This is a genomic window from Alteromonas antoniana (genome assembly GCF_019249295.1).
GTDB classification, from domain to species: domain Bacteria; phylum Pseudomonadota; class Gammaproteobacteria; order Enterobacterales; family Alteromonadaceae; genus Alteromonas; species Alteromonas antoniana.
Genome location: NZ_JAESDH010000021.1, coordinates 37,227 through 63,513, shown reverse-complemented (window position 1 = coordinate 63,513; position 26,287 = coordinate 37,227). Strand labels below are relative to the sequence as shown.

Here is a 26,287-nt window from a genome sequence, read left to right as displayed (position 1 = left end):
AACTGCACAGCGTCAACATCCTGAATTAGGTTGCACTTCATGCGACTCGGGCACGAACTCCCGCACAAGAATTCTGGTGCCGTTCTCCTTACAACGGTCTGAAAATGTCGGTTCAAACTCAACTGCGTCTTTGTAATAGATCCCTGGAATATAAACTTCTTTCACACACTGCTCACAGCAGTCACAAGATCGAAAAAAGAAATCAATACATTTCAACACCTTAAAGACTTTTTTAAAGTGGACCAAAGTTTGCTTTTTATTGGTTAACGATTGCGGTTGCCGACTACCCATTTATCCGGCACCGACACCTGACCTGCCTCTCGTCGAGTCTCAAAGCAGGCACGTCAGCAAAATAGAAATAAGGAAGCCTGAAGATGGAAATACTGGTAGCAACTCTCATCACGACAAGATGCCTGATATGGGCCAGGAAAACTATGCTTTCGTCAGGATTGAGCGTAGCTGCGCCCGGGCAAGCATAGCGTAGTCCGCTCCGTTCACAGACCAGTGCTGGGAAGCAGAAGCTCTGGCATAGGTTTATACGTGCCGTATTCGCTTGCTACCCATCAACCTACGCTGATGTCATTTTTATGAACTACGTGATTCGAATACAAGGATGCAAGGGAGAATACTATGAACCAGTTTGTAAACATTGAGAATGAATTTACTCAATTTGTCGGCCAACACGACTTCCCATGTATTGGGGCGAAAACGGCATTGAATAAAGACAACATTTCGGTCTTGCGATGCGGAGATATGAACAGCAACGCACATGATATTGATTTACTAACCAATATTTACAGTTTTATTGAAAACTTCAATATCGACGCCGACATGTATTCTTCTTTCGTCGCTGTGTTTGATGAGTCACGTGAAATGAGTGAAAACTGCTTCGAAAAAGCGTTATGGACCAAGCTACAGTCCCTTCACAACGTTGACAGCAAACTTTATGGCTGGGATAGCAGAGTAAGTGCTAATCCCCACAACGGTAACTTTAGTTTTAGCCTGGGTGGTCAGGCGTTCTTTGTGATTGGTCTGAATCCTCATAGCAGTCGTAAGAGCAGACAGTTTCAATATCCTGCTATTGTGTTTAACCTGCATAGTCAGTTCGAGCGGTTACGGGAGCGCGGCAAGTTTGAGCAAATACGTTCTCACATCCATCAAAGGGACGAACAATATTGTGGCTCGAAGAACCCGATGCTGAAGGATCACGGCGAAGACTCTGAGGCACTGCAGTACAGCGGGCGGGAACTAGAAGAAACGTGGGAATGCCCATTCAAGGCAAATAAGGAGGCCATATCATGACTACACGAATTTCACCACGAAGCGGCACTGCTTTCATCTTAAAAAAAGGACAGAAACTCAAGGTCATTGATCCTGAGGGAGAACAGGTGTCCGACATATATTGTTTTAATGCCATCGATAAGAAAGAATATTTGTCTTCGGGTCGCTCGCTGGATTACAACGAAAGTGTAGAATTCAAAAAAGGCGCCGCACTGTATTCTAACCGCAGCAATATAATGTTAGAAATCGTAGAGGACACCGTAGAAAGCCACGATTTTTTGTTGACACCATGCAGCGTCGATACCTTTAAACATTTTTATCCCGACGAAAAGCCAGTTCCGGGATGTCATGGCAACCTGGCAAGCGCATTTTCTAACTACGACATTCCTGAAGAAGATATCAATACCACGTTTAACATTTTTATGAACGTGGACATTTCTCCGGAGGGTAAAATATCGGTGTTACCTCCTACCAGCAAAGCGGGTGATTTCACAATATTTGAAGCGAAAATGGATTTAATTGTGGGGTTAACCGCCTGCTCAGCGGGTGAGTCGAATAACTTTACTTACAAGCCTATTGAATATGTGATTTCAGACTGACTTCGGTCGCGATTTTACTCTTCGTCTGGCCAAAACAAGTCTATTGCTTTATTAGCAACAATGCCTAAAACATCCTGGTTCAGGGATACGGCCGACCCCACCATTGAATTCCCTAACTGGCGGTCGGTAATCGCTGTGACAACCAGATTTACCGCATCGTCCAGGCTGGAGCCACCCTCGCAATATCTGACATAGTGGTTGGTATCAACTACATGTGAAAACTGTTCCCTAAACCAGCGTGTAAAAATAAGCGTGGACAGCTCCTTATATCTTGGTTGATGCCCCCCGAGGGTAACCAGAAAAGTGTTACTGCTGGCATAATCATAATCCCGTTTTATGTGATTTAACGTGTCGACCAATATCGTCAACTCGTCTTTTGCTGACAGCATCAAAAGTTCTGCATACACCGGCTCTAACTCTCGTTGATAATCGGTTATCGCAGAATGACTATTATTTTGATGCCCCTTAATTGAGGTCACTAGTTTTCGCGTAATCGACACAATTCGGCTAGCTATTTGCGAGGTATCATCTTGCTCTATTTGATTTACCCATAGGGAAACCTCATTGAGAGTGGTGTCACTGGTCGAATTCATAATCATGTAAAATACTGCAAGCGTCGAGTGAGCCAGTGCTTTAAGAGAATGATAATAGTCACCGTTAATTGTGAATTCTTTAACGTCAGAACCCGCTTTTAAAATCAGGCGGTTATCCATCCGACAAAGAAGCAAGATATCGCCTTCGTCAACTTGCTTTCGTACTGCGTTTGTCTTTTCAGCATACAGTTGATGAAACAATTTATTTATGTCGCCTAAAGAAGATGCTCTCGGCTCAGCGTTAGTATCTACAGAATTTGTTTCCATTATGTTTGACCTTGAGTTTTTATGGCGACCTACACATGCACTGTGAAGGTATTCCACCAACTATGAATAGTTTACGTTTATCAAACCGGCAACGTCACTGCCCCGGTTTGCATTAACACTAGTCAGTGCCGTTATTCTGGTATCGCAGGGGTTCCTATTTCCACACGTGTGTTACGTATACCTTTGCATGTGCATGAAGTGTGCCTGCTAATTACCTGCCGACCGTGGCCCCTTTCTTGCTATCGTCAATTGTCATCATGCAATATGCAATGATCGACTACAGTAAAAGAAGATACGAATAAGTCTAAGGTCGCTAAGGTGTACAGCCAGATGACTAATCAGGGCGGTCTTTTGCAGGCCCGCTGGATTAAGTTAAACAAGTCCAACGACGAGTAGGTGCTTGTCTGTAAGCCGAAGGGCCGGCCCTGAAGCACATATTTACAGCGTTAGGTTTCTTAGCAAGGGCTACTGCCATTCCGCCGCCCCCTGTCTTGCAACTGCATGTTTCAGGACTCGCTAAGTGACTATAGACTTATTGGCATCTTCCCAAGGCCAATCAGAGGAGAAAGATATGTTTGTTTCAGACACGACCTTGGACGTAATACTGCGAGGATTAGCATTGACCGCTATTGCTATGTTCTGGGTTGTCTTACTGGTTCGGATAAACGGCTTGCGCTCATTTTCTAAAATGACCAGTTTCGACTTCGTCATGACCGTTGCTATCGGGTCGCTGCTGGCCAGTGCTAGTCAGGTGAGTAACTGGCAAAGTTATCTGCAAGCCATTGTGGCGATGGCAACATTGTTTATTGTGCAATATACCACTGCCAGGATCCGTAAATCTTCCGATAATTTTGAGCAGATAATGCAGAATAGTCCTGTTTTACTTATGCGGGATGGGGTTGTTCTGCATCATGCGTTAAAACAAACGCGCGTAGCTGAAAGTGATCTGGTGGCTAAATTACGCGAAGCTAATGTGCTTGATTTTGCTGACGTGCGCGCCGTTGTGCTTGAGACTACGGGAGATATTTCAGTATTACATGGCAGCAGTTGCTCTGGTAATTTACTTGCTGGCGTGCGGCGCTTGGATTAAACCAATCCGTATTAATTAATGAATTGAACAGAGGTAGCGGTTTTGGTCTCAAAAAGCATTTCTATTTTTGACCACTCACTGCGCCTGACTTTTCTATATGCCTGTTATTTCCAACCTGAGTGCTGAGCTGGCTCGCGCGTGGGTTAATCGCCATCCATAACCTGTTTGAAAATAATGCCAGCTTTGGTGCGATTGATAACGCCAAGCTTTCGCAACACTGCTGACACGTGCTGCTTTACCGTAGATTCTGAGATATCCAGTTCATAAGCAATTTGTTTGTTAAGCAGTCCTTCTGCCATCATTTTCAAAACTTTGAACTGGTGTGGCGTCAGTTGTGCCAGCTTTTCAGCGAATTGCTTTTCGTGCTCACTTTCGTACTCAGGTAAAGATTCATCCAGGCCCGGCGGCAACCACTGCTCGCCTTCCAGAATTTGATTCACCGCTTCGGAAATCACCGGTAAGGGAGTGGATTTGGGAATGTAGCCACTGGAACCCAGCGCGATGGCATTACGGATCACAACCGGATTTTCTTCTGCTGAAACAATCACCACCAGCACGCTGGGGAATTGTGTACGAAGCTCACTTAAGCCTGTGAGCCCTTCATTGCCAGGCATATTCAAGTCAAGAAACACCAGTTCAATATCGTCATCATCAAGCAAAGATTGGCGGGCCTGCTCAAAGCTGGAGGCTTCCGTTATCTCATCGCCGACGATATCTGCCAGCGCCTGGCGCATGGCGGCACGAAACAAAGGATGGTCGTCTGCTATCAGCACTTTCGCTTGCATAGAGGGTTCATTCAGGGTTGTTATCGTTATTATGGGGGCATCATAGCGCTTTGCCCCCGTGTACGCAAAAAGGTGGCGACTGCCACCTTTTCTCTGCGTTGAATAACCGGAACAATATCCGGCAAGTTCTCATCACGCCAGCCGGCCAGGACCGCGGAACACACAACCCGGTGCTGGCCTGCCAGGCGTTAATGAAGGCGGCAACACCGCCCGTCGGCTATCAGAAGCGATAGCCCACTGTCAGGTGAACAGTACGTGGGTCGCCATAGTAGCCAATCAGGGTAGTGTCGCCACCCAGACCCGGACCATAGCTGCCGTCTTCACCGATGGTTACGAAGTCATATCCCCCAACCAGATATTCTTCATCGGTAAGGTTTTTACCATGCAGACCAGCGTACCAGTCACCTTCCACACTTTCCCAGCGAACTGAGAAGTTAACCAGCCCGTAACCGTCCTGCTCAATCAGGTCACTGGTTTCAAACAACAGATAATCGCCGCGATAGTAATAGTTTGCATTGAAAATCAGGTCGCCGAAATCTGTTACCATCTGGTAGTTTGCACCTACGTTAAAGGTATTTTCCGGTGTGCTTGCCAGACCGATAAGCGGTGGTACGGCGTTGTTTTCTTTGATTTCAAAATCGATGTAACCGTAGGCCACATCAAATTGCAGGTTGTCTGTTGCTACCCAGGTCATTTCCAGTTCTAACCCTTTCGCGGCAGTTTCTGCGGCGTTGCGCAGACGCTGGTCAAGCGCGGTCGGGTCAGACAGGTCACCTTCAATACCGATGTACTGGCGATCTTTATGATCGTATGAGAACAAGGTCGCGTTCAGACGGAAGGTGTCCGTCAGGTCGCTCTTCATACCCACTTCAACGCTGTCTACGATCTCAGGAGAAACGCCTGGCTCGTTCGTTTGTGCACGCGGGTTGAATGTGCCTGACTTGAAGCCTTGTGAGTAACTGGCGAAGAACATAGTGTCATCGTTCATCTGATATTCCACACCCAGACGTGGCGTGAAGCGAGACCAGCTTTCTACAGCAGGGGCATCAAGCACATCGTCACCGTTGGTATCTGTACCCAGCACCTGCGGTACCAGTTCGCCGTCAGGACGTACATAGCCGTCTATCCAGCCTGAGTAAGGATAAACGTTGGCAAATACCAGGCCGTTGTTAACAAATGCGGTTTTCTCTTCGTCGGTGTAGCGGGCACCCACAGAAACCGACAACTGATCATTAATGTCGTAGTTTAACTGCGTATAGGCTGCCCAGCTTTCTGAGTTGTTACAGCCTGTGACTTCGCGGGTCAGACCCGTTGCGCCCAGCGACTGGCCCAAAATACCTAATACCGCATCGAAGTTACCGCACGACTCACCATCGTAATAATAAAGACCTGATACCAGGGTAAAGTTCTCACCCAGGTAATTCGCCTGCAATTCGTGAGTATCATTCGAGTCATCATACTCAGCCGGTACGTCAAAAATAGGCAGCTGCGTGTTATCGAAATCGATGTTCGTCGGAGAATAGCTTTCACGGTGTGAGCCGATGTATTTCAGCTCCAGCGCATCCGACATGTCGTAGCGAACCATCCAGTTGTAGCCTTCCAGCTCGACTTTGTTCCAGGTTGGCAGGCTGGTGTAAGAGTCATATTTTGAGTCCGGCACAGGGGCATCGGTCAGAATACTGGGGATAAGACGGTATCCGCCTTTTGCATTGGATGTGTCTTCGGTTTTGTCCCAGCCCAGGCGGAAGAACAAATCATCTGTAGGGTGCACTTCCAGTGTCAGGCGCGCTGCCCACAGGTCTTTGTTGTAGTTTTCTTTATCCTGCCCGTCCAGTGCGGAAATCAGGTACTCACCAAAGCCGTCACGGTTCAGATTAGCGTAGCCCACACCCAGGTAAACGGTGTCTTCTACCAGTGGATACTGACCGGTAAGTTTAACATCGCGCTGATTATAACTACCCACGGTAGCCTGCGCTGTAAATTGCGGGTCGCCGGACATTTCTTTGGTGACATACTTCACCGCACCACCAATGGTGTTTTTACCGTACAACGTTCCCTGAGGACCACGCAGCACTTCGATGCGCTGAACGTCCAATAAATCTAATACTGCACCCTGTGGACGTGCGATATACACGTCATCGACATAAATACCCACACCAGGCTCATAACCCCATAACGGATCCTGTTGACCCAGACCGCGGATAAACGCGGTAAGTGTAGAGTTAGTTCCCCGGCTGGTCTGAAGCGTAGTGTTTGGAGAGAACTGCTGTACTTCGGTAAGTACTTCAATGCCCTTCTCGCCCAGCTCCATTGCGCCAATAGAGGTAATTGCTACCGGCGTTTCCTGCAGTGATTCAACCGTTTTACGTGCTGTTACCTCAATGCGCTCCAGTTTGCCTTTGGCTTCTTCATCGGTATTTTCCTGAGCCATTGCAACCGGTGCTGCCAGGCAAGCTGTGGCAACAGCAGCGGCACAAAGCGAGCGATTGAAGCGATGTGTTTTCTTCTGTGTGTATGACATAACGTGTCCCTATTCTTCTAAATATTTAATGTCGATAACTGAAGGGTGCGGTCGGTATGTAATGTATGTCAGTTCCCTGAATCCGTATGTAGTACCATCGTACTATGGGCAATTTCTCTTTATGCATCCACAATTTGCAGCGTTCCTGAAGATCTGCGGTCACAGATTTTTTGTAAGGAAAAACCATTATGTTAAGTTTGATCGGCCTGGTCGGCGGATTGTTTTTACTTATTGTGCTGACCATAAGGGGAATGAATTTATTCATTGCCGCACCACTTTGCGCATTAATCGTGGCGCTGACTAATCATATTCCCATGTTCGTGGGTGACACAAACTTTGTCGAAACTTACATGAGCGGGTTCACCGGCTTTATTGCGTCCTGGTTCTTTATGTTTTTACTTGGCGCATTGTTCGGTAAATTCATGGAAGACACGGGCGCTGCTGACTCAGTGGCGCGCTGGATTATTGACAAACTCGGCTTTAAACAAGCCGTACTGGCTGTTGTTTTAGCCTGTGCCATTCTCACCTACGGCGGCGTAAGTTTGTTCGTTGTGGCGTTCTCGGTGTATCCGATGGCGCTGAGTCTGTTTAAAGATGCCAACCTGCCCCGTCGCTTTATTCCGGCAACCATGGCCTTTGGCTCGGTAACCTTCACCATGACATCTGCCGGTTCACCGGAAATTCAGAACTGGATCCCCATTAAGTACTTAGGTACGTCACCGTTTGCGGCGTGGGAAGTCAGTCTGGTAGTTGCAGTATTCATGGCCTGCTTCGGCTATTGGTGGCTTAAGCGCATGATTGGCAAAGCTGTTGCCAATGGTGAGCATTTTGAAGCCCGTGAAACCGATCCGGAAATTCCGGAGCGAGACTACCCTCACCCCATCACCGGTCTTATTCCTCTGCTGGTAGTGCTGGTGTTGTCGTTCCTGTTACATGATGCGCTTGGTCACATGGCACTGATAGTCGCGTTAACCGGTGGCGTACTGTCACTGATGGCAATTAACTTCTCGCACTTTCACGACTTACCCAAGGCCGTGAATCTGGGCACTACGGGCGCACTGGTCGCCATTGGTAACACCGCGGCTGTGGTGGGTTTTGGTGCGATAGCAAAAAACACTGAGGCGTTTCAGCAAACGGTAGAGATCATGACGCACATCCCCGGCAATGAGCTTATCGGCGCGGCGATTGCGGTCAGTGTGATTGCCGGTCTTACCGGTTCGGCATCTGGCGGTCAGGCTATTGTACTGCCATTGGTTGGCCCGCATTATCTGGACCGTGGCGTCGAGCCGGAAGAGCTTCACCGTATTGTTGCTATTTCCTCCGGCGCATTGGACTCTCTGCCGCACAACGGCTATGTTGTCACCACTATTCGTGCTATCTGTCACGAGACGCATAAAGCCGCGTACGGTTCGGTGGCAGCACTTACGGTTGTGGTGCCGCTGATTGGTCTGGCGATGGCCATCGCCCTGTTTAGTATTTTCTAAGGAGAGAATGTATGTCTCGTCGCCCTGCCGCTTTTATTTGGGCTCTGACTTGTCTGCTATGGCTGTTAAGTGGCTGCGCTACCGCGCAGTCATCTGCCACAGACGATACACTGCTGGTTGAAAAACAGCGCTTCACGCTGCCTACATTTACTACGTTCGGTGGCAAAACCATTAAAAACGTTAACGTAGGCTGGGAAAGCTACGGGGAACTGAATGACGCCAAAGACAATGTCATTCTTATTACCCACTATTTTTCAGGCTCCTCTCATGCTGCCGGCAAATACGCAATAGACGATGCTGCTCTGGGCTACTGGGACGCCATCATCGGCCCGGGCAAAGCTATCGACACCAACCGCTTTTTTGTGGTGAGCGTGGACTCGCTGGCTAACCTGAATGCCTATGATGAAAACGTAATCACAACCGGCCCTGCTACTATTAATCCGGATACTGGCAAGCCCTACGGGCTGGATTTTCCGGTAGTTACCATCCGTGACTTTGTGAATGTGCAGAAAGCCGTGCTGGAGAGTTTGGGCATCGAGAGGCTACACGCTGTGGTAGGCCCGTCAATGGGGTCAATGCAGGCGCTTGACTGGGCAGCCGCCTACCCAGACTGGGTACCACGAATGGTATCAGTAATTGGTGCTGGCCAGAGCGACGCCTGGACCACAGCGGCCCTTGAACAATGGGCAATGCCTATCCGCCTGGACAAAAACTGGAACGATGGCAACTATACCCGCGACACCGCCCCCAACGAGGGACTGGCCGCGTCGCTGGCGCTCATCACGCAACAAGCATTACATCCTGAGTACTTTGCGACGCAGGGAGAAAGTCTTGGCTACAGCGCACTTGAGGATGCACCGCTGAACGATATTCGCGCATCCCACAGTATTGTAAAGTGGTTATTCGATCGCGCAGCGAGCCGCGCCCAGAAAATGGATGCCAACCACCTGCTGTATCTGGTTCGCGCCTGTCAGTTATATGTTGCCGGTCACAATGAGGATTTAAAAACCGGGCTGGCCAATGTGAAAGCCAAAACCTTTTTCCTGCCCGCTGAATCCGACTTGCTACTTATGCCTTACCTTGCCCGCGACACCCACGACATGCTCATAGCGCGAGGCACAGACAGTACGTTTGATACTCTCAAAGGGTCATTTGGACACCTTGAGGGTGTGGTTGATATTAAGGAGCAGGCAGACGCCCTGCGCGCTTTTCTTGAGAATTGAAAGCAGAGAATAAAAGGAACCGAATCATGAACGCGATCACCCGCTGCGTAACGAAAGCAGCCGCAGGTATAGCCCTGGCCCTATCCGCGAGTACTGTTGTAAGTGCCAGCACTCAGCCGGTACCGCCATTAAACTTGGATACTGACACCATTACAGTGTCAGGCCTTTCTTCAGGCGGCTATATGGCAAATCAATTTCACATGGCTTACAGCGACTGGGTAAAAGGCGCAGGTATTATTGCGGCCGGTCCCTATTATTGCGGACAGAATGATATCACCACGGCGCTTAGTCAGTGCGTTAATAAAATGGAAACTCCGGTTAACTTAGATACGCTGAATGCCAAAGCGAAAGACTGGGCGCAAAAAGGCAAAATTGCGTCGCTGGATAACCTAAAAGACAGCAAAGTGTGGCTACTACACGGTACCGCTGATACCCGCGTAATAAGTGACGTGAGCGATTTACTGCACACCCAGTACACTACACTGGTGCCTGAGGCTCAGGTGACCTATGTCAACAATAAGCCTTTTGCCCATGTCTTTCCTACCCTGGACAACGGCGGAAGCTGTACCACCTCTGAAAGCCCGTTTATCGGTGCCTGTGAATACGATGCTGCCGGTGAAATGCTGAACTTCATATACGACTCACTGACAGTGCCCGATGATACGCTCAGTGGAACCGTGTATTCGTTCAATCAGACTGAACTTGCCGGCGACAACGCAAAAACCTTAGGTGAACTGGGTTTTGTTTATGTGCCGAAAAGCTGTGAAGCCGGAAGTGATGGTGCCAATGCCAGCGCTGGTGAAAATACCAACGGCAACGCGTGTCAGGTACACGTGAGCTTCCACGGCTGTAATCAGTACGCGGACGCGGTGAACGATGCCTATGTCACCGGCACAGGACTAAACCGCTGGGCTGATGACAACAGCATGGTGGTTATCTATCCGCAAACCAAAAAATCGATGTTTATGCCGCTGAACCCGCAGGGTTGCTGGGACTGGTGGGGCTACACTTCAGAAGACTACGCCACCCGCGACGGGCAACAGATCCAGGCGGTTAAATCTATGATCGAAGGACTATCCGGTAAAGGAACCGAATAATGAAACCGTTAAACATTTTTATCACTGGCGGTGCCAGCGGCATTGGACTTGGCATTGCTGAATCGCTGGCCGCAGAAGGTCATCACATTATTGTTGCGGACATCAACCTGGATGCCGCGCAATCTGCCGCAGACCAGATCAACGATCAGGGCGGCAGTGCTCAGGCCATTGAAGTCAATGTATGCGATGCCGCGCGGGTGGGTGAGCTCGCCAGCGAGTTAAAAGACACACCGGTGGATGTACTGGTAAATAACGCAGGGATCCAGCATGTCTCCAAAATTGAGGACTTTCCGCCTGAGAAGTGGCAGCAATTAATCAACATCATGCTGGTTGGCCCTGCCCTGCTTACCCAGGCGTTTTTGCCCGGCATGCGTGAACGTGACTTTGGTCGAATTGTGAACGTGGGGTCGATTCACTCGGTAATTGCCTCGCCTTACAAGTCAGCGTATGTGGCTGCAAAACATGGGTTGCTTGGCTTTGCCAAAACCATCGCGCTGGAAACCGGCGACTGTAACGTCACCATAAACACCTTGTGCCCTGCGTATGTCAAAACACCTTTGGTAGAAAAGCAAATTGCTGCTCAGGCAAAGGAAAACAACATGTCAGAAGAGGATGTGGTCAACAAAATCATGCTTGAGCCCATGCCGAAGAAGAGTTTCATCAGTGTGGAAGAGCTTGCCGATACCGCGAAATTTCTGATTAGTCCAAATGCACGCAACATCACCGGTCAGACAATGATCCTGGATGGTGGCTGGACAGCCCGCTAACGCTTTTAATATTAAGAAAAACTGTGCTAATGTCCTGACCATTACTGTGGAAAGGACATTCGCATTTTATGCCCTACGCAACCGTTGGTTTGATAGGTAAGCCACAACACACTGGCACCCACGACAGCCTGAACCTGCTTGCAGACTACCTGCTGAAACGCGGCTGCGAATTATTGGTGGAAGAGTCAATTTCTACTGATATCGAAGGTTTCCCTCACACCGCCTGTGACCTCGTTAGTATTGGAAAAAAAGCCGATTTAGCCGTAGTGGTTGGTGGCGACGGCAGTATGCTGGGCGCGGCTCGCGTTCTGGCCCGCTTTGATATTCATGTGGTGGGTGTTAACCGGGGTAACCTGGGGTTTCTTACCGACATCAATCCTGACGATATTGTCGAGCAACTGGATTTAATTTTCGACGGTCAGTGTATTGTTGAAGAGCGCTTTTTGCTGGAAGTGGGCGTGTTTCGTCATGAAAAACTAAAAAGCAATAACTCTGCCGTTAACGAAGTGGTGCTTCACCACGGCAAAGTCGCGCACATGATGGAATTTGAAATTTACATCGACGGCCACTTTGTCTTCAGTCAGCGCTCAGATGGATTAATTGTCGCCACACCTACCGGATCCACGGCTTACTCACTCTCCGGTGGCGGCCCTATCATCATGCCTAAACTGGACGCACTGACCTTGGTGCCTATGTTCCCACATACTCTGAGTAGCCGCCCTATTGTGGTGGATGCCGACAGCTCGGTCTCGATGAAAGTGTCTAAGGTGAACAGCGATTCCTTACAGGTAAGCTGCGACAGTCACATTGTGTTGCCAGTACTGCCAGGTGACGAGATCAGAGTGAACAAAAGTGCCGACAAGCTAAGCCTGGTTCACCCTAAAGGCTATAACTATTTTACGGTACTCAGAAACAAGCTGGGCTGGGGTAGCAAGCTGTATTAGTTCGCTGCCTTCGGCTATTAATCCCGATGCGAGAGGGAGCTTCGTTTCTTACTTTGGAAAGATGCTGAGCGGCCTGGCAAACCTAACGCAACAGGCAATGCCCAGTAGCAAGTGGCCACTCCCAGCAACGTTTTTGCCCGACATCTCAGTAAATCACCCACCAGGCTTTGTCGGGGATAGTCGGTGAGCTATCTAATCTGAGCGATCATTTTCGCCGATGGCAGACTTATTTTCCTGACGATGCCACCGGTTTAGCCTGACGATTCCAGAAACTTCACCCAGTGCGTCTTAATGCCAAGGTGTTCCAGAATAATTTTGGCACACACCAGAATTGGCACGGCAAGCAGCGCGCCCGCTACGCCCCACAACCAACCCATGATCCCCAGCCAGACGATGATAATCAGGGGGTTTAAGCGAAACTGTTTTCCCAGCACCGCAGGCGTTACAAACTGAGATTCGATAATGTTGATGGCCAGAAAGACCGCTGCCGGGAAAAAGGCCATCGATACCAGACCAAACTGGACAGCGCCTGCTACCACCAGAATGGTAGTACTAACCATTCCTCCAAGGTAAGGTACGAAATTCAGTAAGCCAACCAGCGCTCCCCACAGCAAGGCATCATCAATACCCAGAACAAAGAAAACCGTCGCGGTGACCGCGCCTAATAACCCGTTGACCATACTGATAGTCAGAATGTAGTTAGACAAGCGGCGTTGAATCTGGCTCACCAGCAAAATAGCTCGCTTCTTGTCGTTTACTACCGGGAAATCCTGTACAAATATCTGAAACAGGGAGGGCCCGAATACCAGCAGAAAAAGAATAAGAATGATACTGCCCAACAACTGCGCAATGAGAAACGGTGCTGCTGCCAGTGTTTCAAGTAACACCTCCAGACTCCCCTGCTTTATTTTTCCGGAGACCATACTTTGTTCGTTGTCAGACTTCGCAGGCGGCTCAGGTGCAGGCTCTTGCTCCTCCTCATCGTCGAACCAGCCAAACAGCGAAAAGCCTTTCTCTTCTTCTGTTTTTTTGTTCACAATTTCTTTGGCTTGAGTCTGCTTGTTTTCAAACTTCTCGCTGATCTCGTCGATATGCTCTGTGACTTCTGCAGACAACGTGGGCAAACGCTCCATCCAGCGCTCGGCGGGCTGAACCAGCTGGATCCCCAGTAAGGTAAATGGTGTTACCAGCACCCCAATAAGCACCACCGCTGACACGCCGCGCGGAATATAAAATTTACGCGCAATGGCTACCAACGGGCTCAATAACAGCGCAATAAACGCGGAAAAGGCCAGCGGTACAAACAGGGTTTTTGCCAGATACAGTGTGTAGATAACAGACATGAACAGCAGAATTTTCAGCAGGCGCGTCTGTCGGGCTTCCCTGACCTTTCCTATCGATTCAGAAGACGCTCCCTGATTATCGTTATTTGTCTGCATTTCTTCTTCTTTTCCTTATACTTTCCAGCTGGCACAGCGTTTGTGCATGCCTTCCCCGTGAGATCACACCTGGGGTTATTCAGTAAGTGTCAGCAAGTATCGTTCCATTGCCGTTTATCAGATGCTCTGTATGAACGCTACTATGACACAAAACGATTTGAAGTAAGATAAAACCCTCGCTCTATGGGTACTTTTTGATATGGGACCAGACGACCTTCACCTTGAAAAAAGCATGTACATTCGCTTTTCCTGCGATTAGGCTTTTCCGGTGGCATTGAGCTGAACAAAAACACGTCTCACAAATATCTATGGCTTCCGCCAAAAAGATATTATCTTACGTTTCAGTGTGTTACATTTTTTGCCAGCCATCTTCGTATTAAAATACTCTCCAGCGCTCTTTACATCAGCTGAATACTGTATATATTTACACGTACTGTATAAACATCGAGTGAGTTTATGTTAGCGCATCTTTCTATTAAAAACTTTGCTGTAGTAAAACAGCTTGCGGTAAATTTAGAAGATGGGCTTACGGCGATTACGGGTGAAACCGGGGCCGGTAAGTCCATTGCCATCGACGCCCTCAGCCTGTGTATGGGTGAGCGCGCGGATGCGGGGGCTGTACGCAAAGACGCCGCAAAAGCAGAAATCGTCGCCCACTTTTCACTGGATAATAATGCCGCGGCCAAACACTGGCTGGAAGAAAACGAGTTGGATGACGAGGATGACAACAGCTGTTTCATCCGTCGTGTTATCTCTAAAGAAGGGCGCTCTAAAGCCTTTATTAATGGTACGCCGGTGTCATTGCAACAGTTGAAAAGTTTCGGGCAGTATCTGGTAGCCATCCATGGGCAAAACACCCACCTGCAACTTCTCAAAGAAGACTACCAGCGACAACTACTCGACAGCTTTGCCGGTCATAAACCCTTACTGAATGATGTAGCGAGCACATATCGCAACTGGCGCGCTTTGCAATCTGAGCTTACTACGTTGCAGCAACAGGCTCAGGCGCGTGAAGACCGCATTCAGCTTTTACGCTATCAGGTTGAAGAACTGAACGAGTTTGCGCTGGAAGAAGGTGAGTTTGCTGAGCTCGAAACAGAACATAAACGTCTGAGTAATGGTCAGAACTTGCTGGAACAGGCGCAAACCAGTTTTTACCATTTATTTGAAAGTGATGAAGGAAACGCGCTATCGGTAATACAGAATAGCATTGAGCGCCTGGGCGAGTTAGAGGCGCATGACGCGACACTGACACCGATTATAGCGATGCTGAATGACGCGGCAATTCAGGTAGAAGAAGCCTCTGGCGAACTTCGCAGCTATTGCGACGATTTAGAAATCGATCCCTTACGCTTACAGCAGGTAGAAGCGCGGTTCAGTAAAGCCATGGAACTGTCTCGTAAGCACATGATTTCGCCTGAAGAATTGTACGCTCATCATCAGGCTCTGGCTGCAGAGTTTGCCGAACTTGGCGAGCAGGAAAGCCGTCTTGATGATCTGATTGCCGGCGTGGAGAATGCCCGGGTCAGTTATCTGCAGGCAGCAAAAGCCTTATCTGAGTCACGTAAACAGGCTGCCTTAGCGTTGGCGAGTGCAATAGAGGGGCAGATTCGTAAGATGAATATGCCTCATGCAGAGATGGCGATTGAAATAGAATACGATGAATCGCGCAAACCTGCCGGAATAGGCCTGGATGCCATCGAAATGACCGTATCGACCAACCCCGGTCAACCCAAAGATCGACTGGATAAAGTGGTATCGGGTGGTGAATTATCCCGGATTGGGCTGGCAATTCAGGTCATCGCCAGTGATCAACATGCTGTTCCTACCATGATATTCGACGAAGTTGATACGGGTATCAGTGGCCCGACAGCTTCCATTGTGGGGAATTTATTGCGACAACTGGGTAAACGCGGTCAGGTAATGTGTGTAACACACCTTCCGCAAGTCGCAGCGCAGGCACATAATCAGCTGTTTGTTACCAAACTGACTGATGGAGAGAGCACGGAAACGCGCATGCTGGCACTGACCCAGCAGGATCGCGTAGATGAACTGGCTCGCTTGCTGGCAGGTGATAAAGTAACGGAAACGGCGTTAGCTAATGCCAGGGAATTGCTGAAAAGCGCAGAATCGAACTAATAAGCGGTTGATTGGTCATACTTGTCGAGGTAGCATGCCTTCGCGCTGCAAAAACTGCGTTATTGGGCTTTCCAGAACAACGAAAGCCCGAACAAAACGGGTAACGCAACCAATAAAAAAGCAATGACTGGAATTAACTCACGCATGAAGTTGTATCAATTAGTTCTCCTTTTCGGGTTCACATTCACCGCTGTTGGCTGTTCAAACTGGATTTATCGCATCGATGTCCCTCAGGGTAACTTTCTTGATGAGCGCGATGTAGAAAAGTTGCGTATTGGCATGACCAAAGAACAAGTTATTTATGTTTTGGGCCGCCCGGTGGTACAAGATTCATTCGATAATGACACCTGGTACTACGTGTACGACATGAAACGCGGCATGGCTAAGCGCGGTGAAGACTTTCAAAAGCAAATGATCATCACGTTTGAAGACAATAAAGTGGCCAACGTCGAAGGTGATTTCGAACTCTCGGAAGATTTCAATACGCCGCTGGATCAGTAAGCGTACAGATATCAGACGATAATAGTCCATTACACGAAAATGTTGTGTAATGGGCTAACTCCCACGCTTCCACTCTTTTCTGAAAAACCATTAAACCTTTGATTTAAAAGTACTTTATTTATTGGCACAACGTCTGCTATAAGGCTGGTAACGATAAATAAAAACAGGTTCACACTCATGTTTAAAAAAACACTTCTACTTAGCGCTATTATCGCATCGGGCATGACACTTTCTGGCTGCGTTATTCATGTTGGCGGCGACAACGCTGATCATGACGGCGCCAACCTCAGCAGCGTTCTGGGTGGATTTGATATTCGTGACGGGCGCGTGATTAGCGATGTGTCTACAGTGAATGGCGGTATTGATATCGGCAACAATGTCACAGCTGAAGATCTGGAGACGGTAAACGGTGGTATCGAGCTGGGCGATAATGTGAACATTCGTTCAGCAGAAGTGGTAAACGGCGATATCGAAGCCGGCGAGAATCTGCGCGTAGCAGAAGATATCGAAACGGTAAACGGTGACGTTCTGCTTGGCAGGTTCGCTGAAATAGGCGACGACATAGAAACCGTAAACGGCGACATCTCACTGAAAGAGTCTGTCGTACGAGGAAATGTGGAAACCGTTAATGGTGATATCACACTGAAAGAGAATACGCTGGTTGGCGGTGATATCGTGTACGAAGATACACACGGCGACTGGAACTGGGAAAGCAGTGTTCCCACACTTCGTATAGACGCGTCATCTAATGTGGAAGGCATGATCATACTTCACCGCGAAGTGAAACTGGATATCGAGAACGATGCCCTGCTTAGCAAAGTAAAGCGTCAGTACAGCGACGAGTAAGCTTTTGCAGTCGCCTGTTACTTTACGTAAAGCCCTCCGACGGAGGGCTTTTTCGTTAAGGACATCGTCTTTGATAAACGATCGGGTAATTTACTGATGCGTTTATTCCAAACCGGCAAGTAAAACTTATAAACCCCGCTTTTATTACACTATCCCGTCGTTTATGTTTATCTGATGACAACCGCATTGAGCACCCGTCGCGGTTTGCAATGAAATACAGCTTCAGCATCTGTATATTCCGACATTGTTACGAAAGCAACGGAGTACGCAAACTCCCCCTTTTATAACTGAAACAGGAAGTATTATGAGCGTAACAACTCAAAATCTGCCATCCAGTGCAAATCAACAGCAGCGCAAAGTCATTAATGCAGTCATTGCCCGCGCTGCCGCCGATCCCCGGTTCATGGGTGTGTCTCTTTCCGGCTCAGGCGCAGAAGATAATCTTGATGACTACAGCGATCTCGACTTCATACTGGCCATTCATCCTGATCACTTTGACGCTGTGATGCAGGAGAGAACGCATTTTGCTGAGCAAATCGGTACCCTGTTGACCAACTTAACCGGAGAACATGTTGGCGAACCGAGATTGTTAATCTGCCTGTTTGCGGTTCCTCAGTTACTTCACGTGGACATGAAATTTGTATCGCTGCCAGACGTATCTCAACGAGTAGACACGCCTGTTGTGCTGTGGGAGCGAAAGGAGAACCTGCTTTCGCAGTACTATCAGAATGACGCTCACTACCCGCTTCCATCATTACAGTGGTTTGAGGACAGATTCTGGGTCTGGCTCCATTACGGCGCGACTAAGCTGGTGAGGGGGGAGCATCTGGAATGTCATGCACTTATTGGCTTTGTGGGCGAAACCGTAATCGGGCCACTGGCAAAAGTGAATTCGGGATTTGAAGCAAACGGGCTGCGTCGGCTGGAAACTCAGGTACCGGATGTGGCCGCGACACTATCAACATCACTGCATTGCTCTGACGCAAAATCACTCGGTGATGGCTTATACCAATCCGCATAGGAGTTTACCCTCTCAGAGTGAGTCAAAACGACTTAGATCACGACGCGTTCTCTGAGGCATAGTCATTCTATGTCCAGAGGACGCAACACAGATGTAAGTCGTTTTGGCCACTCCCTTCGGGCAATGCTGTCAGACTTTCGGGCGTTGTTATGCTTGCTTGATTTGGAACCACCAAACCTGTGCAACCAAGCCTAGCCAGAAAGCCTGACAGTCTAGCTGAGTGGGTAAACTCCTATGCGGATTGGTATTAGGGACGCTTGCTGCGTTGTATCTGCAACTGCGTAACAACCATATTGATATCAGCATGCTGACATGTCGTAGCCAGGCGCAGGACGCTGCCATGCAATTCACTGAAATTGCGATAAAAGACGCAATTGCACGAGAAAATCAGCGCTCGCCTGTAGTAAAGTAAGCCTACAAAACGCGACGACAGAGCCTATTTGCCTCTTCGTTTGGCATCGTTCGTTAAATCAGGAGCACAGCTACGCTATGGAGCACGACTTTTGGATCAGTAAATGGCATAACAACGAAATTGCGTTTCATGAGGCGCAGGGAAATCCTTACCTGATGAAACATCATGACTTCCTGTCTTCCACTGATTCACCCAGAGTTTTTGTGCCGCTGTGCGGAAAAACGCGTGACATCTACTACCTGATTTCACAAGGCTATGATGTCGTCGCTGCTGAACTCAGCGAGCTGGCAATTACGCAATTATTTGACGAGTTGGGAGAGCAACCCGATGTAACGCAGGATGGTGAACACAAGCGTTATCATATTCCCGGTCTCACTGTGTTCGTTGGCGATATTTTTGCACTTACTGCAAAACAGGTTGGCGATATTAGCGGCGTCTATGACCGCGCAGCCCTTATTGCTCTGCCCGATACGATGCGGATACGCTATACAAAACAGCTTATGGCGCTAACCGGCAAGGCCAGACAGTTGCTTATCTGCGTCGATTACGACCAGAGCGTCATCCCTGGCCCGCCGTTCGCCGTATCTGAAAGCACCGTACGGTCGCTCTATGATGGTGACTATGTTATTGCCAGACAGGAGAGTGAAGAAATTGACGGGGGTCTGAAAGGGAAAGCACCGGCAAATAATGAGGTGTATTATCTTACTCCCAGATAATTTGTGAGCACGTAGGTTGCTCCGCTACCGCCACAATTGGCAAAGATGACGATGCCTGTGCCAGGCTGCGATATCAGCCTTTTACAACAGGCGTTCTTCTTGAATATTCAGGGATAGGTTTTCCATCATCCTAATAACCCTATGCCCTGTTCGATGAAATAAAGCACCCCCCCTATTAATCCGCCGACAATGGTGCCGTTAATTCGCACTTTCTGCAGATCTTTGCCTATGTTGAGCTCAATTTGTTGCGCCATGTCTTTTTCATCCCAGCCTTCAATCGTTTTGCGGATGTGGCTGGTGAGAAAATCTGACAACTCGGGTGCCATATAGCGACCGGCTTCAGCAATATGCTTATCAATAGACGCTGCAAGCGCCGGATCCTCGTCGACCGCGTTGCCAATCTCACATAAAGCAGAGGCAATAGCCTTATGACTTCTACCCTGCCCGTCGGCTAAGTCCTTGTCCAGCCAGGTTTTAACATCGCTCCACACGGCATGCAGATAGTGCTGAAGTGTGTCATTCTCAAGCAGTTGTTGTCTGAAATCGTCCAGCTTTTGCAGGTACACCGGATCATTTTCCAGTTGCTCTGCAAAGATAGCTACCTGCCTGTCAAACGCCAGTCTGAGAGGATGTGAAGCGTCTTCATCAATATCAGCCAGAATATCCGCCAGCGCTTTTACCGCTGCGTTGGCTCCCTGCTCACTTAGCCACTGGCTGGGAAGGATCTTCTCCAGTCGGCGGTGTTCTGTTTTAAGCCACTGATAAAGCTTTGCCGCTATCACATCCTGGGTTTCGGGTGTTTGCGACATGACAGCCAGCTTGTGCAGCAGTTTGTCCAAAATAAGCTGATGTCTGCCATCACGAGTCAGGACAGTAAGCGTCCCCGATGCAAGGGGACCCAGATCGACTTTATTTATGCCTTTACGAATGGCGTTCATCACGAATTGCTTCACCGGCGCATCATCGAACACGTGCAGAAAACCCGCCAGCGTGTCGCACAGATACCGGGCAAGTTTATCCGCATGCTGTTGTTGCTTAAGCCATCTGCCCGCGCCTTTTGCCGGATGACTCGACGCTATCAGTGACTCAATCGCTACGGGGTTAAAAAACTTTTCTTTTACAAAGTCCGACAGGTTCTCGGCTATCGCCTTTTTATTGCGGGCAACAATGTTTGTATGTGGGATGGGGTATCGCGCCGGGATCGGCTTAAACAGCGCCGTGACAGCAAACCAGTCAGCCAGACCACCAATCAGCGCCGCCTCGGCGGCCATTTTTATCAGGCCTGCAAAAAAGCTGTTCTGATAAGCGGGATACAAAACCTGCACCGTTGTCACCAGCACAAAAATTACCGCTGCACCGCAAAGCCATAATAGCGCCTGTCGCTTCGCTGTTTTTAATTGGGCCTGTTTGTCCATTTCCACTCCGATGCGACGTCCTTCTTTCTAATGTATGGACTTCCCCCTCCCTTTTCTACCGATATCGCAATTTAAAAATATCACTTTTTCTGCATCCAGTTTGCAAACTCAGTCGTTTGGTTTGGTGATAGCTGGCGCGGGTAGTAAGAAGCGTCCTCTTCAATATGACTAAACGGAGATAATTATGAAGACACTATCTACTCGAAAACACCCCGCGACTTTGACGGTAATCGCGGCTTCAGTGATGCTTTTACTATCTGGCTGTAATGGCGATGATGGCGATACCGGACCGGCAGGCAATGACGGAATGGACGGTACGGATGGCATGGACGGCATGGACGGTTCGCCGGGCTTTGCCGCAGGTCAGTTTCTGATTGCTAATAATGGCAACGACAACCGCGGCACGGTGGACCTGGTTGACCAAAATATTGCTATGCTTGCGCGCGCGACCACCGGCGCGAACGAAGGCGTAGCGTTAACGCATCAGGGCGACCTGGTTCAGGCTGGCGACAGTGAACAGGGTGTTATCCGTACCCTGTGTAATTTCACCCAACGCACCAGTGGCATGTACGACGCTTCACGCGACAGTATGATTGGTGGCATGCAAACCGGCCTGACTAACCCTAAAGGTATCGCTCAGGCTCCGCATTCCGGTATGACATTTATCGCCGATTTTAACGGTATGCGGGTGAGTGTTTTTGGTAGTCAGGCGAGTGGTGATGTCGCGCCGGTAGCAGAGATCATGACCTCAGCGAAGCCCTGGGATCTGGCTTTTGATGAACAAGCGGACCGCCTGTTTGTAGCTCTCACCGACGGCACCGTGGCGGTGTATGATGATGTGATGGCATCGGATTACGCACCGGCTGTAATGCGTGTCATTGTCCCCTCAGACAGCGACGGCAATCAGATTTCGGTCAATATGCACGGCATTGTATACGATGCCGCAGGTGACAGACTGGTTTTATCTGATGTAGGAGATGCTGCTGTTGCGGATGACGGACAACTCTTCGTTGTCGATAGTGCTTCTGTGGCTGACGGCATGGTAGAGCCGGTTCGCATGATTGGCGGCCCTGCCACGATGCTGGGTAATCCGGTTGATATCATCCTAACCGGAACGACACTCCGTGTTGCTGAAAAATCGAATGACGCTATTCTGACTTTCACCAATATCTTCAGTGGTGACAGCGGCGACATCGCGCCTGCATTGTCTGTGCCCAGTATAAAGACTGAGTCGCTGGCTGAGGTAATGGAGCATGACGTGCAGTGGGATGTCTCTGACAATGCACTGACCACAACAACGATACAAGGCGTGAGTGTCAGCAGTAATCCCGCAACGGCGGGCGCAACGACTGGCGAAATCGCTCAGGTTACGGCAGTGCTGAACAGTCAGTTGCGTACGTTTGATGCCGGCATGAGTATCGAAAGTGTTACCTATGACACGGCAGGAAACGGATATGCGACGTTTGATGATCCGGACTCGGGAATGGGCGGCATTATGGTGCTTAACCGTGCCGGTACAACCCGGGAAGACGGCATGTACAGCGCCTCTCAGGACAGAATGATAAGCGGAGAGAACACCGGCCTTGTGACGCCAAAAGGGCTGGATGTGTCGACGGCGCACGGGCTCGTTTTCGTGGCTGAATTTAATGCCGAGACGCCAGCCGTTCAGGTATTCTCACGCTGTTCATCTGGCAACGTCGCGCCGTTACTCTCGTTAACAATGGACAACGGCGCCCGCCCATGGGATGTAGACTATGACGCCGCGTCTGACCGTGCTTTTGTCGCGTTGACCAACGGCACTGTTGCGGTGTTTGATGAAGTCACCAGAAAGCTGATGGCAGGACAAACCGCTATTGCCGGCGAAGATCGCCTCATTGTTCCCGCCATGTCAGGCACTGCAGTCACTGCACCGACTAACATCCATGGTATTGATTACGATGCGCAGAGTGACTCGCTGGTGATATCTGACGTCGGCAGTGCCGCAGTTGCCGATGACGGCAAACTGTATGTCGTACCAGGCGCTGGCATGGCAGACGGACTGACCGATATGACAGTGAATATCGCAGGGCCTGCAACTATGCTGGGGAATCCTGTGGATTTGATGATAAGCAACGGTAACGTGTACGTAGCAGAAAAGTCGAACAACATGATATTACGCTTTGACAATATCCTGAATCAGGACAGCGGTGATGTCATGCCTGACTACAGTTTCAGCTACACCGCCCCGGAATCCGTTTCGGTATTACCGGCATATTTCTGGTAACGCTGAGCCGCGTTCATGCAACAACAGAGGATACGAAATAAGTCAGTGTAATCGCATCCTCCTCACGGTCAGCCTGCGGGCTGACTGTGTTTTTTTCAGCCCCGGCTACGCTAATCAATACCAAAGCTTCGCTACAACGCCTCTGAAATAGCGTCATTCCTGTTGCGGTAAATTCTCCCGTCCCTCTTGTCTTTTCCTTTGCGCTTAAAGGTAAACAACCGAACAGAGACCGCCGACGCTCTGCTCCGTATTCTAAGGCGCTGAGTTGACGTCAAGCCGTTAGTTATCTGGCTACGATTTTACCGCAGTATGCTGACTTTGAACCTTCAGCTTTCTGACTCTGGCCATGCCGCTGTACTTTCATCCCGGATACGCTAGCATAGAGTGAATTGTTTACTGTCACCCGGGGCACACTATGAAAAAATGGTTTCTCGTCGCAGCAGGCCTGCTGGCAAGCTCTGCTGAAGCCATTGTTATTCGCCACGATGTGGACGATACACAGTACCGGGCTACGTTAAGTGACTACCCCGCACTGGCGACATTCTATGTGGATGGTGCCCATGGCTCCCTTATCGCACCGCAATGGATCCTCACCGCGGCCCACGCGACATTTTGCATAACTCCTGGCGCTACCGTTCAGGTTAATCGTCACAAGGTTAACGTGAAACAAAAGTGGATCCACCCGGACTATACCCCCGGCAAGCACCATGACATTGCCCTTGTTCAGCTCGCCTCGTCTGTCGAAGGTATTCCGGTCGCGTCTCTCTATGAGAAAGCTGACGAGCAGGACATGACATTGTGGTTTGTAGGTGTTGGCGGCACGGGAAACGGAAAAACCGGCCAAATCATCGATAATTTTGAGAATGGTGGTGTACTTCGCAAAGCGCAGAACCGGGTAAGTGACGTAACAGAAAACCTGCTTTATTTTTTATTTGATGAGGGAAAAAATGCGTTGCCACTGGAAGGTGTATCCGGCGGCGGCGATAGCGGTGGCCCGGCATTTTATATTCAGGATAATTCCGCTGTGCTGGTAGGGCTCAGCTCGCGCTTCCAGGGCGAAGCAATCGGGCTTTATGGTATCAGAGAGGTGTATACACGGGTGTCCACACATATCGGTTGGATAAACAGCGTTATGAATGCTAACGACAACGATCGGCAAGACGTTGCTGACACGAAGCTGCATACACTACCGGCGGGCTTAACGCGTTCTACATTAAGTACTGTGTGTTCGCAAATCGCCTTGCCTAAAGACAGCAGCGAGACTAAGCAGTGAACCGGCGACATTTTCTCATCACAGGCGGCACCGGGCTGGCACTTGTCGGGCTTGGTACTCTCGGGTGGCACTTCATTCCCGGCAACCCCAGGGAGCTTACTACTGATGCCGCTCTGGCTGCACTGGATAACCTTGCCGACAACGTCATTGGCATTGAAGGAGAATGGAACCTGCCCCAGGTTTTGGTTCACTGTGCACAGAGCATTGAATACTCTCTGACAGGTTACCCTGAGCACCACTCTGATGCGTTCAAACAAACCGCAGGCACAGTAGCATTTGCTGCATTTTCAGCGAAAGGTCGGATGCACCACGGACTCAATGAGGCAATTCCGGGCGCGCCGGAAATAGAAGTCACGACACGTATCGAGCCGGCGATTTCGCGATTAGCATCGGCGTTTATCAACTTCCAACAGTATGCTGGCGAATTGCAGGAGCATTTTGCGTACGGAGCGCTGACAAAATCTGAGTATGAAAAAGCCCACGTAATGCATTTCTACAATCATCTGGAAGCGGCGATAGTCCGCAGCTGATAGCGTGACGCAGCGTTTCGAATCACTTGCGATATCCGTTCACCAGTTTCACGCCGACTAACGAACTATAAAGATAAGCGGCGCCGCGAGGCATGCGGCGCCATAGAAGTTAATCCCACTGCGGCGCAAAGTCCGGATCAACAATGCGATCGCCATTGTCCAGGTTGTCAATCTGTTCAATATCGTCGTCGGTTAACTCAACTTTGGTGTAATCAAAGTTGCCTTTCAGATGGTCTTTGTTTGTCGAAGACGGAATGGTCTGGATATTCTTTTTATCCATCCATGCCAGTACCACCTGAGCCGGTGTCGCATTATGGGCAGACGCAATACTTTTCAGTACATCATTGTCCATCACTTTACCAACGGCAAACGGCATATAGGCAGTAACGCCAATACCCAGATCGCGGCATTCCTGCACAACCTGCCGGTTTTGCATAAACGGATGAAGCTCTATCTGATTGGTCAGGATTTCTCCCTCACCCAGGATCTCAACGGCTTTTCGCATTTGTGGAATAGTAAAGTTACTTACTCCGATATGGCGCGTCAGCCCTTCGTCTTTCGCCTGTTTCAGGCTCTTTAAATAACTCTCCATCGGAATATCATCGCCGGGGTACGGCCAGTGGATTAAGAGTAAATCAAGATGCTCGAGTTTCAGTTTCGATAAGCTTTCATGCACACTGGGAATGAAATGATCTTCGCCCAGCGACTCCCACCAGACCTTGGTGGTAACAAACACATCGCTTCGCTCGACACCCGCAGTTTGCAGCGCGTCGCCGACCTGCTCCTCGTTGCCATAAAACTGCGCAGTATCAATATGCTTGAAACCAATATCCAACGCATCAACTACCGATTGTCTGGCCACATCATCTTCAAGTCTGAATGTACCCATACCCAGCTGAGGCATGTCCTTCATGGTGATCTCCTTGTTATCTGTTTGCATGGACAACTGGTTACGCCATAAAAAGCAGATAAGATCGGCATAGCAGCGTGGTTAGTCAGTTTTTATACACCTTTAGCTCAATTCTGTAGTCAGAACACCGCCCCTGGTTTAACAGCCGTACTATGACGCAGCTAGCTTGCA

23 protein-coding genes are annotated in these 26,287 nt (G+C 49.3%); 17 read left to right on the top strand and 6 right to left on the bottom strand.

Annotated features, from left to right (window positions below; translation table 11 throughout):
- Positions 1 to 630 precede the first annotated feature (630 nt).
- Positions 631 to 1,302 carry a guanitoxin biosynthesis heme-dependent pre-guanitoxin N-hydroxylase GntA gene (gene gntA / locus JKP77_RS16715; protein WP_218312301.1) on the top strand — a complete coding sequence of 224 codons (672 nt, stop codon included), beginning with the start codon at positions 631 to 633 and terminating at the stop codon, positions 1,300 to 1,302.
- A complete protein-coding gene (locus JKP77_RS16710) occupies positions 1,299 to 1,880 on the top strand; it encodes a DUF1989 domain-containing protein (RefSeq protein ID WP_218312300.1) in 582 nt (193 codons plus the stop codon). Before gntA ends, JKP77_RS16710 begins: the two co-directional genes overlap by 4 nt.
- A 14-nt stretch (positions 1,881 to 1,894) precedes the next feature.
- On the opposite strand, the gene JKP77_RS16705 is transcribed toward JKP77_RS16710, so the two are convergent.
- Positions 1,895 to 2,740 (bottom strand): hypothetical protein, encoded by an 846-nt coding sequence (locus JKP77_RS16705; RefSeq protein WP_218312299.1) that lies wholly within the window; start codon positions 2,738 to 2,740, stop codon positions 1,895 to 1,897.
- A gap of 571 nt (positions 2,741 to 3,311) precedes the next feature.
- On the opposite strand from JKP77_RS16705, the gene JKP77_RS16700 reads away from it, so the two are divergent.
- Entirely contained in the window at positions 3,312 to 3,830 is a 519-nt protein-coding gene (locus JKP77_RS16700) for a DUF421 domain-containing protein (RefSeq protein WP_218312298.1), read from the top strand.
- Positions 3,831 to 3,973: 143 nt separating this feature from the next.
- Here JKP77_RS16700 and JKP77_RS16695 read toward each other — a convergent pair whose 3' ends face one another.
- On the bottom strand, positions 3,974 to 4,615 hold the full coding sequence (locus JKP77_RS16695; RefSeq protein WP_218312297.1) for a response regulator: 642 nt from the start codon (positions 4,613 to 4,615) through the stop codon (positions 3,974 to 3,976).
- A 220-nt stretch (positions 4,616 to 4,835) separates the two neighbouring features.
- Positions 4,836 to 7,136, bottom strand: a complete 2,301-nt coding sequence (locus JKP77_RS16690) for a TonB-dependent receptor (protein WP_218312296.1) — start codon at positions 7,134 to 7,136, stop codon at positions 4,836 to 4,838.
- 188 nt (positions 7,137 to 7,324) lie between these two features.
- Here JKP77_RS16690 and JKP77_RS16685 point away from each other — a divergent pair, with 188 nt between their 5' ends.
- The 5 genes from JKP77_RS16685 to nadK all read left to right on the top strand — a co-directional run bounded on the left by JKP77_RS16685 (position 7,325) and on the right by nadK (position 12,651).
- Positions 7,325 to 8,620: a GntP family permease gene (locus tag JKP77_RS16685; protein ID WP_218312295.1), complete on the top strand. Its 1,296-nt coding sequence runs from the start codon at positions 7,325 to 7,327 to the stop codon at positions 8,618 to 8,620.
- Positions 8,621 to 8,631: 11 nt separating this feature from the next.
- Positions 8,632 to 9,843, top strand: a complete 1,212-nt coding sequence (locus tag JKP77_RS16680; protein ID WP_218312294.1) for an E22 family MetX-like putative esterase — start codon at positions 8,632 to 8,634, stop codon at positions 9,841 to 9,843.
- Positions 9,844 to 9,869: 26 nt separating this feature from the next.
- On the top strand, positions 9,870 to 10,940 hold the full coding sequence (locus tag JKP77_RS16675; RefSeq protein ID WP_218312293.1) for an extracellular catalytic domain type 2 short-chain-length polyhydroxyalkanoate depolymerase: 1,071 nt from the start codon (positions 9,870 to 9,872) through the stop codon (positions 10,938 to 10,940).
- Positions 10,940 to 11,707, top strand: a complete 768-nt coding sequence (locus JKP77_RS16670) for a 3-hydroxybutyrate dehydrogenase (RefSeq protein ID WP_218312292.1) — start codon at positions 10,940 to 10,942, stop codon at positions 11,705 to 11,707. The genes JKP77_RS16675 and JKP77_RS16670 overlap by 1 nt, the downstream gene beginning before the upstream one ends.
- A gap of 68 nt (positions 11,708 to 11,775) precedes the next feature.
- On the top strand, positions 11,776 to 12,651 hold the full coding sequence (gene nadK / locus JKP77_RS16665) for an NAD(+) kinase (RefSeq protein ID WP_218312291.1): 876 nt from the start codon (positions 11,776 to 11,778) through the stop codon (positions 12,649 to 12,651).
- A 251-nt stretch (positions 12,652 to 12,902) separates the two neighbouring features.
- Here nadK and JKP77_RS16660 read toward each other — a convergent pair whose 3' ends face one another.
- Positions 12,903 to 14,090, bottom strand: a complete 1,188-nt coding sequence (locus JKP77_RS16660) for an AI-2E family transporter (protein ID WP_218312290.1) — start codon at positions 14,088 to 14,090, stop codon at positions 12,903 to 12,905.
- Positions 14,091 to 14,546: 456 nt separating this feature from the next.
- On the opposite strand from JKP77_RS16660, the gene recN reads away from it, so the two are divergent.
- The 6 genes from recN (at position 14,547) to tmpT (ending at position 19,725) form a co-directional block, all read left to right on the top strand.
- Positions 14,547 to 16,229 carry a DNA repair protein RecN gene (recN, locus tag JKP77_RS16655; RefSeq protein WP_218312289.1) on the top strand — a complete coding sequence of 561 codons (1,683 nt, stop codon included), beginning with the start codon at positions 14,547 to 14,549 and terminating at the stop codon, positions 16,227 to 16,229.
- A gap of 144 nt (positions 16,230 to 16,373) precedes the next feature.
- A complete protein-coding gene (locus JKP77_RS16650) occupies positions 16,374 to 16,730 on the top strand; it encodes an outer membrane protein assembly factor BamE (RefSeq protein ID WP_218312288.1) in 357 nt (118 codons plus the stop codon).
- 177 nt (positions 16,731 to 16,907) lie between these two features.
- A complete protein-coding gene (locus JKP77_RS16645) occupies positions 16,908 to 17,576 on the top strand; it encodes a DUF4097 family beta strand repeat-containing protein (protein WP_218312287.1) in 669 nt (222 codons plus the stop codon).
- 304 nt (positions 17,577 to 17,880) lie between these two features.
- Positions 17,881 to 18,597: an aminoglycoside 6-adenylyltransferase gene (locus JKP77_RS16640; protein WP_218312286.1), complete on the top strand. Its 717-nt coding sequence runs from the start codon at positions 17,881 to 17,883 to the stop codon at positions 18,595 to 18,597.
- Between the two features lie 220 nt (positions 18,598 to 18,817).
- Positions 18,818 to 19,009: a hypothetical protein gene (locus JKP77_RS16635; protein WP_218312285.1), complete on the top strand. Its 192-nt coding sequence runs from the start codon at positions 18,818 to 18,820 to the stop codon at positions 19,007 to 19,009.
- 77 nt (positions 19,010 to 19,086) lie between these two features.
- Positions 19,087 to 19,725: a thiopurine S-methyltransferase gene (tmpT, locus tag JKP77_RS16630; RefSeq protein WP_218312284.1), complete on the top strand. Its 639-nt coding sequence runs from the start codon at positions 19,087 to 19,089 to the stop codon at positions 19,723 to 19,725.
- Positions 19,726 to 19,850: 125 nt separating this feature from the next.
- Here the strand turns inward: tmpT and JKP77_RS16625 are convergent, their stop codons facing one another.
- A complete protein-coding gene (locus tag JKP77_RS16625; protein WP_218312283.1) occupies positions 19,851 to 21,140 on the bottom strand; it encodes a DUF445 domain-containing protein in 1,290 nt (429 codons plus the stop codon).
- A 184-nt stretch (positions 21,141 to 21,324) separates the two neighbouring features.
- On the opposite strand from JKP77_RS16625, the gene JKP77_RS16620 reads away from it, so the two are divergent.
- The 3 genes from JKP77_RS16620 (at position 21,325) to JKP77_RS16610 (ending at position 25,206) form a co-directional block, all read left to right on the top strand.
- A complete protein-coding gene (locus tag JKP77_RS16620; protein WP_218312282.1) occupies positions 21,325 to 23,403 on the top strand; it encodes a YncE family protein in 2,079 nt (692 codons plus the stop codon).
- Between the two features lie 415 nt (positions 23,404 to 23,818).
- The gene (locus tag JKP77_RS16615; protein WP_218312281.1) at positions 23,819 to 24,676 is read left to right on the top strand and encodes a S1 family peptidase; all 858 of its coding nucleotides are present in this window, start codon (positions 23,819 to 23,821) and stop codon (positions 24,674 to 24,676) included.
- Complete coding sequence (locus tag JKP77_RS16610) at positions 24,673 to 25,206, top strand: DUF1569 domain-containing protein (protein WP_338024883.1); 534 nt, start codon at positions 24,673 to 24,675, stop codon at positions 25,204 to 25,206. The genes JKP77_RS16615 and JKP77_RS16610 overlap by 4 nt, the downstream gene beginning before the upstream one ends.
- Before the next feature lie 109 nt (positions 25,207 to 25,315).
- Here JKP77_RS16610 and dkgB read toward each other — a convergent pair whose 3' ends face one another.
- A complete protein-coding gene (dkgB, locus tag JKP77_RS16605; RefSeq protein ID WP_218312280.1) occupies positions 25,316 to 26,119 on the bottom strand; it encodes a 2,5-didehydrogluconate reductase DkgB in 804 nt (267 codons plus the stop codon).
- Positions 26,120 to 26,287 lie beyond the last annotated feature (168 nt).